We start from the raw sequence: 14,371 nt of genomic DNA on the forward strand, positions 1-14,371 counted from the left end.
ACTACGGCGGGTTCCCGCGGTTTTGCGCAAGCTGGTGCAGTGGCATCGCCGCGCGGGCCGCGACCCGCGTCAGTCGAGTGCGTCGGCGCGGGCAGCGCGCACGGCATCCGGGACGGCCGCCAGCAGCGCCGACGCGCCGATGGGCGCGCCCATGCCCGAAGCACCGTCCGGGCCGCGGGTACCGGGTGTGTCGGGGCGTCCCCTCCCGCCGGAGGCGGCGATCTCGGCGGCCAGGGAGTGCACATGCGTGGCGTAGCCACAGGCCAGCCACGGCTCGACACCGCTTGCCAGGAGGGCGCCGATCAGGCCGGTGAGCACATCCCCGGATCCGGCCGTCGCGGGCCAGGCATGCCCCGACGAGTTCACCAGCACCCGGCCGTCGGCAGCGGCGACCACGGTGCTGTTGCCCTTGAGCAGCAGCACGACATCGTGCCGCGCCGCCACCATGCGCGCGGCGGAGATCCGGTCCCCGCCGAAGTCCCCCGCCAACCGCGCGAACTCCCCGCTGTGCGGGGTCAGCACCAGCGGCGCGTCCGGATCCCGCGAGTCCCACAGGGTCGTGTCCTCGGCCAGCAACGTGATCGCGTCGGCATCGGCGCACACGGCACGCCCGGATTCCAGGACTTCGGCCAGGACCGCACGGCCGCTCGCGCCGGTCCCGATTCCCGGGCCGACGGACCAGGCCTGCACCCGCCCGGCGTCGGCCACCGAACCGGTGGCGACCACTTCCGGCCAGTGCGACCGCACCACATCGGCGGCCGGGCCCGCGTAGCGGACCATGCCGGAGGTCGCCTGCACCGCCGCGCCTCCGGCCAGCACGGCCGCCCCGGGAAAGTTCGCCGAGCCCGCCGCGACACCGACCACGCCCTGGCTGTACTTGTCGTCCATCGGGGCCGGGACCGGCCATCCCGCGCCGACATCGGCAGTGTCCAGCAGCACGAACTCCGGGTCGCCGAGATGCGGGTCGATACCGATGTCGATCACCGCGACCGCCCCCGAGTGCTCCGGCCCCGCACCGAGAACGTGGCCGGGCTTGTGGCTCCCGAACGTCACGGTGACATCGGCCCGGACCGCCGGGCCGTCCACCATCCCGGTGAGTGGGTCCACACCGCTGGGCAGGTCGATGGCCACGACCGGGGCAGCGGTGCGCCGGACCAGCTCGGCGGCGCGCGGCCGCAGCGAACCGCGCCCCGACAACCCGACGATGCCGTCGACCACGGCGTCGGCACGGTCCAGCGCATCCGAGGCCTCCGCGCCGACCCCGGCGGTGTCGGCGCTCGCATCCTCGGCCTCGACCACCCGGCCGCCGGCGCGGCGCAACGCGGCGAGGCCCGCAGCGTGCGTCCTGGCGGGAGACAGCAGCAGGGCGGTGACCCCTGCGCCACGCCTGCGTAGGAACGCTCCGGCCCACAACGCGTCCCCGCCGTTGTTGCCCGCGCCCACGAGCAGCGTGACATGCCTTCCGGATACGGCACCCGTACGCGCACCGAGCAGCCGGGCGGTGTGCAGGGACACCGCGTGCGCGGCGCGTTGCATGACGGCCGGCTCGGGCGTGCGTTCGAAGAGCCGCTGCTCGGCGGCACGCACCTGATCCGGCGTCCACACTCCCTGCACGGACTCTCCCACCCACACGCTCGGACTCACTTCGAAAGCGGCGCCGGCCGCTTCGGCCACCCGCGCCACCGGCACCGCACCACGAGCCATGCCGAGAGGAATTCTTATTCCACGGTGACCGACTTCGCCAGGTTACGGGGTTTGTCGACGTCGTACCCGCGCGTGCGGGCGATTTCGGCGGACAGCACCTGCAGCGGCACCGTCGACACCAACGGTTGCAGCAGTGTCGGCACGGCCGGGACCTCGACGAGCTCGTCGGCGAACGGCCGCACCGTCTCGTCACCCTCCTCGGCGATGACGATGGTGCGGGCGCCACGGGCCTGGATCTCACGAATGTTCGACAGCATCTTCGCGTGCAACTGGGCCCGGCCCTTGGCCGAGGGCATCATGACGACCACCGGAAGTCCGTCCTCGATCAGCGCGATCGGACCGTGCTTGAGCTCCCCGGCCGCGAAGCCCTCGGCGTGCATGTAGGCGAGTTCCTTGAGCTTGAGCGCACCCTCCAGCGCGATCGGATACCCCACGTGCCTGCCGAGGAACAGCACCGCCTTGGCCTCCGCCGTCCTGCGGCTCAGTTCCCGCACCTGCTCCACCGTCGACAGCACGCGGCGCACGGCGTCGGGCATCGCCGCGAGCTCGGAGAACTCGCGGGCCACCTCGTCGGAGTACTTGGTTCCGCGTGCCTGCGCCAGGGCCAGACCGACCAGGTAGTTCGCCGCGACCTGGGCGAGGAAGGTCTTCGTCGCCGCCACCCCGATCTCCGGCCCGGCGTGGGTGTAGAGCACCGCGTCGGACTCCCGGGGGATCTGCGCGCCGTTGGTGTTGCAGATCGCCAGCACCCGCGCGTGCTGGGTGCGCGCGTGACGCACCGCCTCCAGGGTGTCGGCGGTTTCGCCGGATTGCGAGATCGCCACGACCAGGGTGTCCCGTCCCAGCACCGGGTCGCGGTAGCGGAACTCGCTGGCCAGTTCGACCTCCACCGGCACCCGGCACCAGTGTTCGATGGCGTACTTGGCCAGCAGCCCGGAGTGGTACGCCGAGCCACACGCGACGACGAAGACCTTGTCGATGTCGCGCAGGTCCTGCTCGGTCATGCGCTGCTCGTCGAGGAGCACGCTGCCGTCGGCGAAATGCCCGCGCAGGGTGTTGACCAGCGCCTCGGGCTGCTCCTCGATCTCTTTGAGCATGAAGTAGTCGTGGCCGCCCTTCTCGGCGGCCGAGAGGTCCCAGTCGATGGTGAACGGCTTGGCCGCGGCCTGTTCACCGTGGAAGTCGCTGACGTGATAGCCGTCGGCGGTGATGGTGACCGCCTGGTCCTGGCCGAGCTCGACGGCATCGCGGGTGTGCTCGATGAACGCGGCCACGTCCGAGGCGACGAACATCTCGTCGTCGCCGACACCCACGACCAGCGGCGAGGAGCGGCGCGCCGCGACGATCGTGTCGGGCTCGTCGGCGTGCGTGACCACGAGAGTGAAGGCACCTTCCAGGCGGCGCGCCACCGCGCACACGCTCGCGGACAGGTCGCCGGCCGCCGGGCCCCGGGTGTGGGCATGGGCGATCAGGTGGGCCACGATTTCGGTGTCGGTGTCGCTGACCATCTCGACCCCGGCCGTCTCCAGCTCGGCGCGGAGCGCGGCGAAGTTCTCGATGATGCCGTTGTGCACCACCGCGACCTTGCTGCTCGCGTCGCTGTGCGGATGGGCGTTGCGGTCGGTCGGCGCGCCGTGCGTGGCCCACCGCGTGTGCCCCATGCCGCTGGTGCCCGCGAAGCGCTCGGTACCGACCTCGGCGAGTCGCTGCTCCAGGTTGGCCAGCGCCCCGGCCCTGCGCTCGATCGCGAGCCGGCCCGTGCCGTCGAGCATGGCCACTCCGGCCGAGTCGTATCCCCGGTACTCCAGTCGTCGTAAACCGTCGAGCACCACATCGAGCGCCGGACGCTGTCCTACGTAACCCACAATTCCGCACACCCCAACCAGGGTAGCCAGACCGGGACGAGCGCACCCGAAGGCATGGATCGCACGGACGGTCGACGTTGTGCGCTGCGAGTTCATCGAATCCGCTCCCGTGCCCACCGCTTGCCGTGCGGACCTTCGGCAACCGGCTCGCACCGAGCGGGGCCCGCGCGGACGGACCGGTCGGGCCGGAGCCCGCCGTCACCGCGGGAAACCGCCCGATCCGCTACCGTGATGAGCCATGGCGCGCACTGCCAAGATTGCCGAGAAGGCAGCCAAGAGCCCCAAGAAGGCGCTGGAGGAACTCTCGCAGCGGGGACCGCACGAGGTGCTGCACGGTGACCTCGCACTGGTCGGCCTGCCCGGTCTGGTCTGCACCCCGCGCAGCGGGCGCGGTCTTCCCGCTGTCGCGTTCGGGCACGGCTGGCTGCAGCCGCCCCGGCGTTACCTGAGCCTGCTGCGGCACCTGGCCTCGTGGGGCATCGTCGCCGCCGCCCCGGCAACCCAGCGGGGGGTGTTCGCCTCGCACCGGCTCTTCACCGCCGACCTGCGCACCACACTGGACATCTGCGCCGGAGTGCGTCTCGGCGAGGGCGACATCAGCGTCGACGAGAAGCGGCTCGCCGTGGCCGGACATGCCATGGGCGGCGGCAGCGCCGTACTCGCAGCCGCCGAGGACGAGCGCATCCGGTCGGTCGCCACTCTCGCGGTCTCCGAAACCATGCCGTCCGCACTGGAAGCAGCCAAGCGCGTCACCGTTCCGGGGATGCATCTGGCAGCAGGGCGCGACCTGTTGGCCCCGGCCACCGCCAACGCCGAACCGATCGCGAAAGCCTGGAACGGCCCGGTACAGCTACGCACGGTCAAAAAGGCCGACCATCTCGGCTTCACCGAGGGCAGGCACTGGACCGAACTCCTGCTGCACGGCAAGTCCCACTACGGCACCCGGCGGCTGTCCCGGGGTCTGCTCACCGCTTTCCTCCTGCACACGCTGGCCGACGACACGCGCGGCAAGGCACTGCTCGACGCCGATGTCCCCGGCTGCCCCATCGACACCGAGCACTCCACCGACGAGCTCGTACCGACCTGATTCTCGGCACGGCGGCCCGTGCTGCCACTGCTGCTGGGCCCCTGCCGGAAGGGGACCCGCGACGGCACGACGGATGCCATCTGCCCGTCCGGTGGCAATCCCCGAGTCACTGCGTGCTCCTGCCCGCTCGGCTCAACGCAGCCAGCTGCGCCGGGAGAAGTCGTCGTCGTCCCAATCGTCGTCGAGGACAGGACGCCGACGCGGCGTGGGATGTGCCGGGGCCGACGGCACGGCCGTTTCCTCGATCGGTCGGCCGAAGCGCCCGGCACGGACCTGCCTGCGCGAATCGGCCGCAGGATCCGACTGTGGCTGTGCCTGCGCCGGGTGCTGCGCCTCGCGTCGCTCGGCTTCCCGGAGATCGAAATCGGCTTGCTGCTGTTCGAAAGCGCGTTCCCGCTCGGCGATCTCGCCCTGAATTCTCGCTGCCTGCTCGGCGTACTCGGCATCGAGTTCGCCCCGGCGGCGCCGGGCACGCTCGAGTATTTCGTCGAGTGCCGAATTCGAACCGATCGACCCGTCCATCACCTGCTCCACCATTCGAATCCAGCGCGACTCACTCGTCCTCGCTCTCCCCCAGTACCGCGCGATACTGCCACGCCACGTCCGCATCGACACCGTCGTCGAACAGGTCTCCCCGTGTCCGCCAGGGACTGTCGCTGGTGCGTTCCTCGTCACCGCCGCTCTGACCGCCGGCGCCACCCGTGCCGCCCATCGGCATCATGCCGCCACGCATCGCCGAGCCCTGCTCGTCCGGAGGAGCCGCCCCTGCGGATCCGCTCATCGACGCCAGACCGGTCGCGCCCTGTGCACTGCTGTTCGAAACGTCACTGCCCATGCTCGGCAGACCGACCGCACCGGGCCCTCCGGTGAAGTGGCCGACACCCGTGGACTGCCCCCACTGGTGACCGGCGGCACTGTCAGCAGGGCCGAACAGGGTGCCGGACACACTCCCGAACGAGTTGCGGATGTCCTCGTCGCCGGATCCGCTCATCGAGGAGAAACCACCGCCTCCCTGCAGGATCGTGGGCGCCGAACCGGCGGGCACCGGCTGATCGAGCGGTGCCCGAGAGGCCTGTCGCGGGGTGTAGGGCTGTTGCGGCTCCGCTGCCCCTTCCCCGCCGAAGTCCACCGTGTAACTCTGTGGTGAGCCGTTCTCGTCGGCCACGGTCAGCTGCAGCTCGCCGGAGGACGTCTGTTCGACCGTGATGGTCCGATTGCCGTTCTCGACGACGGCTTGACCTTCCGGACCGACCGGCACCTGAACCGTTCCCTCCGCACCGGCCGAGGGAGCGGGGACCTGCGGCACGGCCTGCCCCGTGCCGGGTGCCGCCGTCGACGACTTCCCTTCCTCCGCTCGTCCCGTGAACTCCTGACCGGCAGGGGCCTGCCCGGCCCCGCCCTGGTGCAGGACGAGGCCCTCCTGCCCGAAGCCGATCTCGTAGGTCTTCGGCCCGCCGTCCTCACCGGGAATGCTCAGCCGGACCTCACCGTTCGGACCCGGTTCGCTCACCGTGATCCGGTTCGGTCCCTCGCCGACCGTGATCTGCCCGCCCGCGGTGGGCGCAGGTGCGGCACCGCCCGGCTGTACCGCAGGAGGCTCCGGTGATCGTCCGGTCTCCCCGGGGCCGTGCGGCTCGGGCGTTCCGGGTGACTGCGGCCTCTCCGGCGGTTCCGGCATGCTCGGAGGGGTCGGAGTGGGCGATCCCTGCGGTGCTGCCGACGCGCTCACCGAACCACCACCGGCAGGACTCGAGACACCTCCCCCGGCACCGCCACCGCCGCCTGCGTTCGGCATGCCGGGAGGCCGGCCGTTCTCCTCCCGGCCCGGAGCAGGCGGGGGTGCTTGCTCACCGGCGGGCTCGCCCCGCGGCGGCCGCTGACCGGGACGGCCCATGCTCAACTTCGCGAACGGATCGGCGTCGAGCTGCTCGAGCCGGTTCCTGAGCTCGGTCCACGCCTCCTCGGTGCGCTCGTACGCATGGTGGATCCGATCGCGGAGATTTTTCACGTCGTGCGCGTACCAGGCACAAAACGTGTCCAGCCACGTGATGCGATCACAAGAACAAGTATCGGAACCGAGTGTACTGCGACAAGCGGGAGATCCGGGAAGTTTGAGATCTTCCCAAGTGACATCGACTTTCGCGACGAATCCATGCCCGTCGGGTCCAAGAGCTTTGTTCACATGCTCCTGACCAAAATTCTGAACCCCGTAGTCGATGATGCGCTGAGACAGCGCGCGATCATAAGGACTCTGCGGGCTCGTCACCATTGCCGACATGACTTCTTGTGGGTTGGAGACCAACTTCTCCATGCCGTCGATGTCCTGAAGCATGTCCTCGGACTGATCGTGGAGCCCATAGGAATTCCAGAAAGTGCTGCGTTTTTTGAAGTCGGACAGTCCTCCCGGACCGATGAGCTCCCGCGGGACCCTCACAGCGGTCTTCAGGTGATTCCCGAGGGTTTCCGCCGCATCACAGTAGTCCTCGACAGGAGCCTTCATCGCCGCGTACTGCTCGCGTGCGGCATCCGCCGCCTTGCCCGTCCAGGCCGTGCTCAGCCGATGCTGCAGCGAATTCACGTCCTCGGCCCAGGTACGGCGGTTTCCGGCAAGCTCGGCCAAGCTGTCGGCGGCGGCGTTCAGCATTCCCCAGTCGATGCCTTCGATTCCGGGTATGTCGTGTGTCTCCGTGAAGCCCGTCCCCCAGACCGGGTACTCGGATCCGGGATATTTCTTCGCCGCTGCCGGATGCTCCCGCCAGCGCTTGAACACGCGCCCCCACACGTCGTGTCGCAGCACATTTTCGAGCTCGCCGAGTTTCTTCAGGTGAAAATCGGAAGTTTCTTCCGATTCCGGTTCGATGCTCGAGTTGACCCGAGCGCCGGGCGCCTCCGCGGACATGGATTACATCTCCCCCTGAAGCCGGCCGAGGCTCTGGCTCTCCGCTGCGTCGCGCGTGTCCATCTCCGCGAACGAGTTCCGCGCGCCCTCGGCGAGCGCCTGCACATGTTGTTTCGCCTTACCGAGCGAGTCCACGAGTTCATCGCGGGTGTTTTCGAAAACCGCCCCCACCATGGTTTCCCCGCCGAGGAGACCGAAGCAGTCAGCCGTCGCCTTGTCGGCTTTCACGGGTTTCTGCGCCTTCTCGAAAGCGGCACCCAACGCCTCGGTGTCACGAGCGACCGCTTCCATCGCATCGCCGTCGTACGACGGCCCCCCTGGCTGTCCCACGAAGTCCTCCTGCTCACGTTCCCCGACTACGGCAGCGTTCCTCCGAACGGTTCGTACCGACTCGAATGTGCGTGGTTGCCGATTGGTCCTGATCTTGCCAAACGACGTCCCGTGCAGAAGAACTTCGGAGAAGACGATTGCATTCGCAAACACGAGTGAGCGCTGAGCTACCGAGTGAAGCAGGTCCTGCGGAGGAAGACTGTGGAGAGAAGGAGGCTGCACCGGCGCCTGCGGCGGGTTGACCCGACTGTGCCGGAGGCTGCCCGCACCGGGGCGGATACCCCTGGGGCTGCGGTGGCGCCCGGTGGAGCGGGCACTGCGTCGACGGGTAGCCGTGACCCGCCGGCGAGCATCCGGACCGCTGCGAGCGCTCGCGCGTGTTCAGCACGTTCGTCAGCACGATACCGCCGCCGAGGAACAGCAGCAGGAACAGCGGAATGGTCACGGTCTCCATGCGATCAACGTCCCGTCCGGCTGACCTGTCACGGGATCGAGCCGCACAACGGCGTCCGGACTCAGCTGACCAGAATGACGGTGGCGATAACCCCGATCACGAGAGCGAAGAGAGGGGTGAGCAGGACGATGGTCAGATCGCCGAAGAACTTGCGCATGGTGGGAAACCGTTCAGTGCGTGGGTCGTCGGTGCCAGTGGTCGATCAGCCAGTTACTGCCGTCGTGCACCACGTTGATCGCTTTCAATCCTACGACCACGAACGCGGACATGACGGCGAGGGCAGCTACCAGGCCGACCGCGAACAACCCGACCATGATGGCGACAACGATGGCACCCATGTGAGAATGATCTCACACCGGCAAGGCCAATGGGAGAGGTGAATCACAAATTCACCGAATCGCGCCCACCACCTGCGCCAACCGGTCCGCGGTGTCCTGGGCCGCGTCGGCGGTCGGAGCCTCCACCATCACCCGCACCAGCTGCTCGGTTCCCGAAGGGCGCAGCAGGATCCGGCCGTGGTCGCCGAGTTCACTTTCCGCCTGCGCGATCGCGTCGACCACCGTGGGAGCCTGCACTGCCACGGCCTTGTCCACCACCTGCACGTTGACCAGCACCTGCGGCAGCCGCGTCATCGTCTCGGCCAACGCATCGAGCGGTTTGCCCGTCGCGGCCATCCGCCCCATCAGGCGCAGCGCCGTGAGCAGACCGTCACCCGTGGTGGCATGCCCGGGCAGCACCACGTGCCCGGACTGCTCCCCACCGAGAGCGAACCCTCCGGCGCGCAGCTCTTCCAGCACATAGCGGTCGCCCACCGTCGTCGTCCGCAGCGTGATGCCGTGCTCGCGCATCGCCAGGTGCAGCCCGAGATTGCTCATGACGGTGGCGACCAGCGTGTCCTCGGCCAATTCACCGGACTCCTGCATCGCCACCGCGAGGATCGCCATGATCTGGTCCCCGTCCACGATCGTGCCCGAGGCATCCGCAGCCAGGCAGCGGTCGGCATCACCGTCGTGTGCGATCCCCAGGTCCGCGCCGTGCTCCACAACGGCGGCCTGCAAACCCTCCGGGTGCGTGGACCCGACAGCGTCGTTGATGTTCAGACCGTCCGGCTCGGCATTCAACGCGATCACCTCGGCACCGGCCCGCCGGTAAGCCTCGGGGGCCGTCAACGCGGCGGCACCATTGGCGCAGTCCACCACCACCCGAAGACCGTCCAGCGGCTGCGGAGTCGCCACGAGCAGGTGGTCGACGTAGCGCTGCACGGCATCCGGCACGTCGCGCACACGGCCGACGCCGGCCCCGGTGGGGCGGTCACCGTGCTGCCAGAGCCGCTCGGCGATCTCGTCCTCGACCGCGTCCGGCAGCTTGTGCCCGCCTGCGGCAAAAAGCTTGATTCCGTTGTCCGGCATCGGATTGTGGGAGGCGGAGATCACCACACCGAGATCAGCATCCATCTCCCCGACCAGATGCGCCACCGCGGGTGTCGGCATGACCCCGACCCGGAGCACATCGGCACCCGCCGCGGTCAGACCCGCCGTGACAGCAGCCTCCAGCATCTCACCGCTGGCCCGGGGATCGCGTCCGACCAGGGCCACTCGGCGGCGTGCATCCCCGTGCTCGTAGAGCACCTCGGCCGCCGACGAAGCCACGGACAACGCCAGCTCGGGGGTCAGCTCCGCATTGGCCAGCCCTCGCACCCCGTCGGTTCCGAACAACCGAGACAAGCAGATCATCCTCCAGAGTCAACAGCCCGCAAGCTCGGGCACCCAGACCTCGGCCACCCCCCAACAGACAACTGCGGGAGCAGCCGCACGCCCTCATGGTGTGGACGAACGGCTGCTCCCGCAGGTTGTGCACGAGTCGTGCACGAAGTCGCGTCAGCGCTTGCTGTACTGCGGCGACTTACGGGCCTTCTTCAGGCCGTACTTCTTGCGCTCCTTGGCCCGGGAGTCCCGGGTGAGCATGCCCGCCTTCTTCAGGGCCGGTCGATCATCGCCGTCCAGCTCCACGAGTGCTCGCGCAATCGCCATGCGCATCGCACCGGCCTGACCGGACGGGCCACCACCGTGGAGGTTCGCATAGACGTCGAAGCTGTCCACGCGGTCGACGGTCTCGAACGGTTCCCGCACGAGCTGCTGGTGCACCTTGTTCGGCATGTAGTCGTCGATCGACTTGCCGTTGAGCACGAACTTGCCGCTGCCGGGCACCAGACGGACCCGCACCACCGCCTCCTTGCGTCGGCCGACGGTCTGCACCGGCCGGCCGGAAGGAATCGGGGCAACATTCTGGGGCGCGGTCTCGGGCGCCGGCCCCACGGACTCCGGGGCCTCCGAAACTGGGCTGTCGGGCTCTGCAGTGGTCACGTTCTGGTCCTCGGGTCCCTCGGTCACTTCGTGGCCTTCTTGTCCATCTCGAACGGCTGCGGGTTCTGCGCCTGGTGCGGGTGCTCGGGGCCGGTGTAGACCTTGAGCTTCATGCCCATCGCCCTGCCGAGCTTGTTCTTCGGCAGCATGCCCTTGATGCTCTTCTCGAGCAGCCGCTCGGGGCGCTTGTCCAGCACATCGCCGAAAGATTGCTTCCGCAGGCCACCGGGGTGGCCGGTGTGCCGGTAGGCGAATTCCTGGTCGCGCTTGTTTCCGGTCAGGGCCACCTTCTCGGCATTGACGACGACGACGAAGTCGCCGGTGTCGATGTGCGGAGCGTAGGTCGGCTTGTGCTTACCACGCAGCAGCGTGGCGGCTTCGGTGGCCAGCCGGCCGAGCACCACGTCCTCGGCATCGATCACATGCCAAGCGCGGGTCACCTCGCCGGCCTTGGGGCTGTACGTGCGCACGGGTCTACCTCGTCGTCGTTCGCGTCGAAATCTCGGTGCGGCCGTCGTATCCCGTCGCCCATCACGCCGGGGCGGATCTCCCGGATTCGCCCCAGGGGAACCGGCACGTCCTGTGGACCGCCGGGACCCTCACGTCAAGCGATCACCACACAGGTGATCGCCTCGGATGGGTCACCGGTCGAGCACCACAGTCGTGCACACCGCACAACAGAAAATGAGAATACTCGGTGGCTGATGGCACGGTCAAAAGGGGTCCCCTCCGGCCGCGCCCGGGCAACCGCTCCCGAGGGGAGCAGCACCGCGCCGAGCCGATCTCGAACAGGGCCACCCGAACAGGGTCACCCCAAAGGGCCGCCCGGGAAGGATCGATGACCATTCCGTCAACCACACCGGAAGATACCCGATACCGGAGCCTGCAGAGACGATGCCCCGGGGGGCAGCGTGACCCACGGGGCATCGTCGGCGTGTCCGTGAGGACAGCTCCACCGCGCAGGCTCAGCCGCCGAACTTGGCAGCGTTGGCCCGCTCACCCTGCTGGTAGGACTCGTTGGCGACCTGCACCGCCGTGCCCATCTTGGCGGTGATCTCCTGCAGGTTCTGCGCGGCCTTGTCCCACTCGGCCTGGGCGGCGTAGTAGGCCTCCTGTGCCTGACCGGACCAGGTCTGGATCAGCGGTTTGAGCAACTGCTCGAGCTCGTCGAGCTGGCCCTGGATCTGATTGGCGGTGTTCTGGAGGCTCTCGGCACCGGCGCCGAGCTGCCCGAAGTCGACCCTGATCTCACCCATTGCGAATCTCCCTCGTGTGGTGTCGATGACATCGGCCCGTACAGCGCCGGATCGAGCGCTGCCGGTGCACTCCCGCGGAGGCGGAACTCAGCCGCCGAGCGCGCCCTCGATCTTGCCCAGCGCCGCGGCCTGCTCCTCGTCCCGCTGCGCGTACTCCCGGCCGGAGGTCCCGATGTTCTCGCCGAGCTCACCGAGCTTGCTGGTGATCGTGTCGGCGTTCTCCCGGAAATCCATGAACAGGCGCTGGAACGTCTCCTTGGCACGCCCGCTCCACGAGGCGATCATCGGCTCGATCTCGCTCTGCAGCTTGTTCACGGCCTGCTCGACGTTGTTGCGGACCTCATCGACCTGGCCGGAGGCCTTCTGCATCAAATCCGCATCGGTACCGAAACTGCTCATGTCGGCTTGACCCCCTTCTGTGTGTGGTCACGAAGATCGAACGAACTTCCGATGCAGACATTGCCATGTCCGGTTCCTCCCTGTCCCGGTTTTCGCGACACAACGTTGCGCTTGTGAAGGCGATACCGCGAATTCCCAGGTGAAACCGGATTTGCGGATGCGAAAGATTCCGGAGCTACGGCCGGGTTCCCCGCTCAACGCAGGCTGAGAGTGCGCACGATCCCCGCACATGCGGACAGCACGGTCTTCTTCTTCGCAGGGGGATACTGGCATCCGACACTGATCCGTGCCGTCCCTTCGTGCAGGACGTACCAGTCCACAGCGGTAGCCTGACGCTGTTGCCGGTAATGCACGACGTCCCTGCCCGCGAACCGGGCGTGCGCCTCGAATCCGGAGAACGGACGTCCGGCCGCGACCTGCCCGTCGTAACGGCGCCGCAGATCCCGCACGGAGCGCTCGCGCTGCTCCTCGACGTTGTAGTCGAACTCGCCTTTGCGCACCGAGACCACGCTGCCCTGCCCGCCGTCCCGAGGGCTCACTCGCGTCTCCCACAGCTCGGGATCCCCGCCGCCCTGCTTCCAGTCCGCCGGATACTCGAACTCGTATCCGTACCGAGCGACATGCCGGACCTGTGCCCGCGCCTCATCGGCGCCACCACCGGCGAGCATCACGGCCGCGACCACCCCGGCCACCACCACACCGGCAACACCGGCGAACACCCAGGGCAGCCGCGCACGGCGCCGCGGTGGTGCGGTCATGACCGGTCGCGTCCGATCGCTGCCCCCGATCACGATCGTCGAGGCCCTGCTCAGCGAATCACCCGACGTGACATCGGACCGCCCCGCCACGGCCGGCGCACCGTGTGGGCCTGTCCCGCCGGTACCGGCCTCCGTCCGTGCCGCGCGCAGAGCACCCCGGCAGACCACCGTCTCCGGCTGGTCCAGTGTGGTCGGAACGACTCCGATGCGCTCGTGGATCAGGCGGGAGACCAGCGGCACGCGGCTGGAACCTCCCACCAGGAAGACCCCGGCGAGCTGCCCGAGGGCGACCTGCCCCTCGCGCAGGGTGGCCACCAGCAGGTCCACGACCCTCCCCAGTGGCTCGGCGATGAGTCGCTCCAGATCCGACCTGGTGACATGGGCATCGGAAAACGGCGGCGGCAGGGGCACGTCGGTATAGCTGTGCCGCGACAGGGTCTCCTTCGCGCCGCGGACATCCTGCCGCAGGACCCGTCTGCGCCGCCGGTCGGCCATCTCGCGGCCCTCGACCAGTCGGCGCCAGCCCTGCGGGTCGGTGGACGAGACGGTGTCACCGATGTGCTCGAGAAGCATCTGGTCGATGTCGGCTCCGCCGAAGTTCGGTTCGCCACGGGAAGCCGACACCCGAAACGTGGGGCCCTGCTTGTGCACCACGCTGGCATCGACCGTGCCACCCCCGAGGTCGAGCACGGCCAGCGCACTGCCGTCCGGCAGCCCGTGGCCCGCCGAGTGGAACACCGCCGCCCCCACCGGCTCGGGAACCACGGCCAGCCCGCGCGCCAGGCCGGAAGCCGCACGATGGAGCCGGCCGGTCCGCAACGATCCCCAGTCCGCCGGATGGCTCAGGACCAGCAGATCGACGACCGCGCCGCCCGCGTAGCGGCGGGCCTCGCCGACCACGCGCTGCAGTACCGCACGGATCACCGCACCGACGTGGAGAACGGAACCGCCCAGCAGCAACTCACCCTCGTCGATACGTCGCTTGGGGTGCGGTTCGAAGCGGGACGGGTCCACGGCTGCCTGCCGCTCGGCTTCCTGCCCGACGAACACGGTGCCGTCCGCGGCGGCGAACACCGCGGACGGCACCAACGGTTGGCCGTCGATGACCACCACGTGTGGTTCGCCGCCATCGACGGAGACCGCCGTGCAGGTGCTCGAAGTACCGAAGTCGACCGAGACGTGCAGGGTCACGTACAACTCCTTTGCCGTGGCCGGATTTCGCGCTTCGCCGACGCCACCGGCCGGGCATCGGCTCA

13 protein-coding genes are annotated in these 14,371 nt (G+C 68.8%); 1 reads left to right on the plus strand and 12 read right to left on the minus strand.

Annotated elements, in window-relative coordinates:
* Positions 1 to 69: 69 nt before the first annotated feature.
* Together DFQ14_RS00300 and glmS are read right to left on the minus strand one after the other, a co-directional pair.
* The gene (locus tag DFQ14_RS00300) at positions 70 to 1,614 is read right to left on the minus strand and encodes an NAD(P)H-hydrate dehydratase (protein WP_114451485.1); all 1,545 of its coding nucleotides are present in this window, start codon (positions 1,612 to 1,614) and stop codon (positions 70 to 72) included.
* Between the two features lie 104 nt (positions 1,615 to 1,718).
* Positions 1,719 to 3,581, minus strand: a complete 1,863-nt coding sequence (gene glmS / locus DFQ14_RS00305; RefSeq protein ID WP_114451486.1) for a glutamine--fructose-6-phosphate transaminase (isomerizing) — start codon at positions 3,579 to 3,581, stop codon at positions 1,719 to 1,721.
* A 226-nt stretch (positions 3,582 to 3,807) separates the two neighbouring features.
* On the opposite strand from glmS, the gene DFQ14_RS00310 reads away from it, so the two are divergent.
* Positions 3,808 to 4,656: a dienelactone hydrolase family protein gene (locus DFQ14_RS00310; RefSeq protein ID WP_114450999.1), complete on the plus strand. Its 849-nt coding sequence runs from the start codon at positions 3,808 to 3,810 to the stop codon at positions 4,654 to 4,656.
* A 132-nt stretch (positions 4,657 to 4,788) separates the two neighbouring features.
* Here the strand turns inward: DFQ14_RS00310 and DFQ14_RS00315 are convergent, their stop codons facing one another.
* The 10 genes from DFQ14_RS00315 to DFQ14_RS00355 all read right to left on the minus strand — a co-directional run bounded on the left by DFQ14_RS00315 (position 4,789) and on the right by DFQ14_RS00355 (position 14,306).
* Positions 4,789 to 5,178, minus strand: a complete 390-nt coding sequence (locus DFQ14_RS00315; RefSeq protein ID WP_141921408.1) for a hypothetical protein — start codon at positions 5,176 to 5,178, stop codon at positions 4,789 to 4,791.
* A gap of 31 nt (positions 5,179 to 5,209) precedes the next feature.
* Positions 5,210 to 7,555 (minus strand): WXG100 family type VII secretion target, encoded by a 2,346-nt coding sequence (locus DFQ14_RS00320; RefSeq protein WP_114451001.1) that lies wholly within the window; start codon positions 7,553 to 7,555, stop codon positions 5,210 to 5,212.
* Between the two features lie 3 nt (positions 7,556 to 7,558).
* Positions 7,559 to 7,885 carry a hypothetical protein gene (locus DFQ14_RS00325; RefSeq protein ID WP_114451002.1) on the minus strand — a complete coding sequence of 109 codons (327 nt, stop codon included), beginning with the start codon at positions 7,883 to 7,885 and terminating at the stop codon, positions 7,559 to 7,561.
* 624 nt (positions 7,886 to 8,509) lie between these two features.
* The gene (locus tag DFQ14_RS21970) at positions 8,510 to 8,677 is read right to left on the minus strand and encodes a hypothetical protein (protein ID WP_170206402.1); all 168 of its coding nucleotides are present in this window, start codon (positions 8,675 to 8,677) and stop codon (positions 8,510 to 8,512) included.
* A gap of 51 nt (positions 8,678 to 8,728) precedes the next feature.
* Positions 8,729 to 10,063, minus strand: a complete 1,335-nt coding sequence (gene glmM / locus DFQ14_RS00330) for a phosphoglucosamine mutase (protein WP_114451487.1) — start codon at positions 10,061 to 10,063, stop codon at positions 8,729 to 8,731.
* 153 nt (positions 10,064 to 10,216) lie between these two features.
* Positions 10,217 to 10,729, minus strand: coding sequence for a 30S ribosomal protein S9 (gene rpsI, locus DFQ14_RS00335; protein WP_114451003.1), 513 nt, complete (start codon positions 10,727 to 10,729; stop codon positions 10,217 to 10,219).
* Positions 10,726 to 11,172: a 50S ribosomal protein L13 gene (gene rplM, locus DFQ14_RS00340; RefSeq protein ID WP_114451004.1), complete on the minus strand. Its 447-nt coding sequence runs from the start codon at positions 11,170 to 11,172 to the stop codon at positions 10,726 to 10,728. The genes rpsI and rplM overlap by 4 nt, the downstream gene beginning before the upstream one ends.
* Before the next feature lie 495 nt (positions 11,173 to 11,667).
* Entirely contained in the window at positions 11,668 to 11,958 is a 291-nt protein-coding gene (locus DFQ14_RS00345; protein WP_114451005.1) for a WXG100 family type VII secretion target, read from the minus strand.
* An 87-nt stretch (positions 11,959 to 12,045) separates the two neighbouring features.
* Positions 12,046 to 12,357, minus strand: a complete 312-nt coding sequence (locus tag DFQ14_RS00350; protein ID WP_114451006.1) for a WXG100 family type VII secretion target — start codon at positions 12,355 to 12,357, stop codon at positions 12,046 to 12,048.
* 194 nt (positions 12,358 to 12,551) lie between these two features.
* Positions 12,552 to 14,306, minus strand: a complete 1,755-nt coding sequence (locus tag DFQ14_RS00355) for a type VII secretion-associated protein (RefSeq protein ID WP_114451007.1) — start codon at positions 14,304 to 14,306, stop codon at positions 12,552 to 12,554.
* Between the last annotated feature and the right edge of the window lie 65 nt (positions 14,307 to 14,371).

Source organism: Halopolyspora algeriensis, assembly GCF_003337235.1.
In the GTDB taxonomy this organism is placed as follows: Bacteria; Actinomycetota; Actinomycetes; order Mycobacteriales; family Pseudonocardiaceae; genus Haloactinomyces; species Haloactinomyces algeriensis.

What these genes read in the sequence shown, in the direction of transcription:
- DFQ14_RS00320 (WP_114451001.1), bottom strand. Translation starts at nt 7,555, where the DNA reads ATGTCCGCGGAGGCGCCCGGCGCTCGGGTCAACTCGAGCATCGAACCG.
- DFQ14_RS21970 (WP_170206402.1), bottom strand. Translation starts at nt 8,677, where the DNA reads ATGGGTGCCATCGTTGTCGCCATCATGGTCGGGTTGTTCGCGGTCGGC.
- DFQ14_RS00345 (WP_114451005.1), bottom strand. Translation starts at nt 11,958, where the DNA reads ATGGGTGAGATCAGGGTCGACTTCGGGCAGCTCGGCGCCGGTGCCGAG.
- DFQ14_RS00315 (WP_141921408.1), bottom strand. Translation starts at nt 5,178, where the DNA reads ATGGACGGGTCGATCGGTTCGAATTCGGCACTCGACGAAATACTCGAG.
- DFQ14_RS00310 (WP_114450999.1), top strand. Translation starts at nt 3,808, where the DNA reads ATGGCGCGCACTGCCAAGATTGCCGAGAAGGCAGCCAAGAGCCCCAAG.
- DFQ14_RS00350 (WP_114451006.1), bottom strand. Translation starts at nt 12,357, where the DNA reads ATGAGCAGTTTCGGTACCGATGCGGATTTGATGCAGAAGGCCTCCGGC.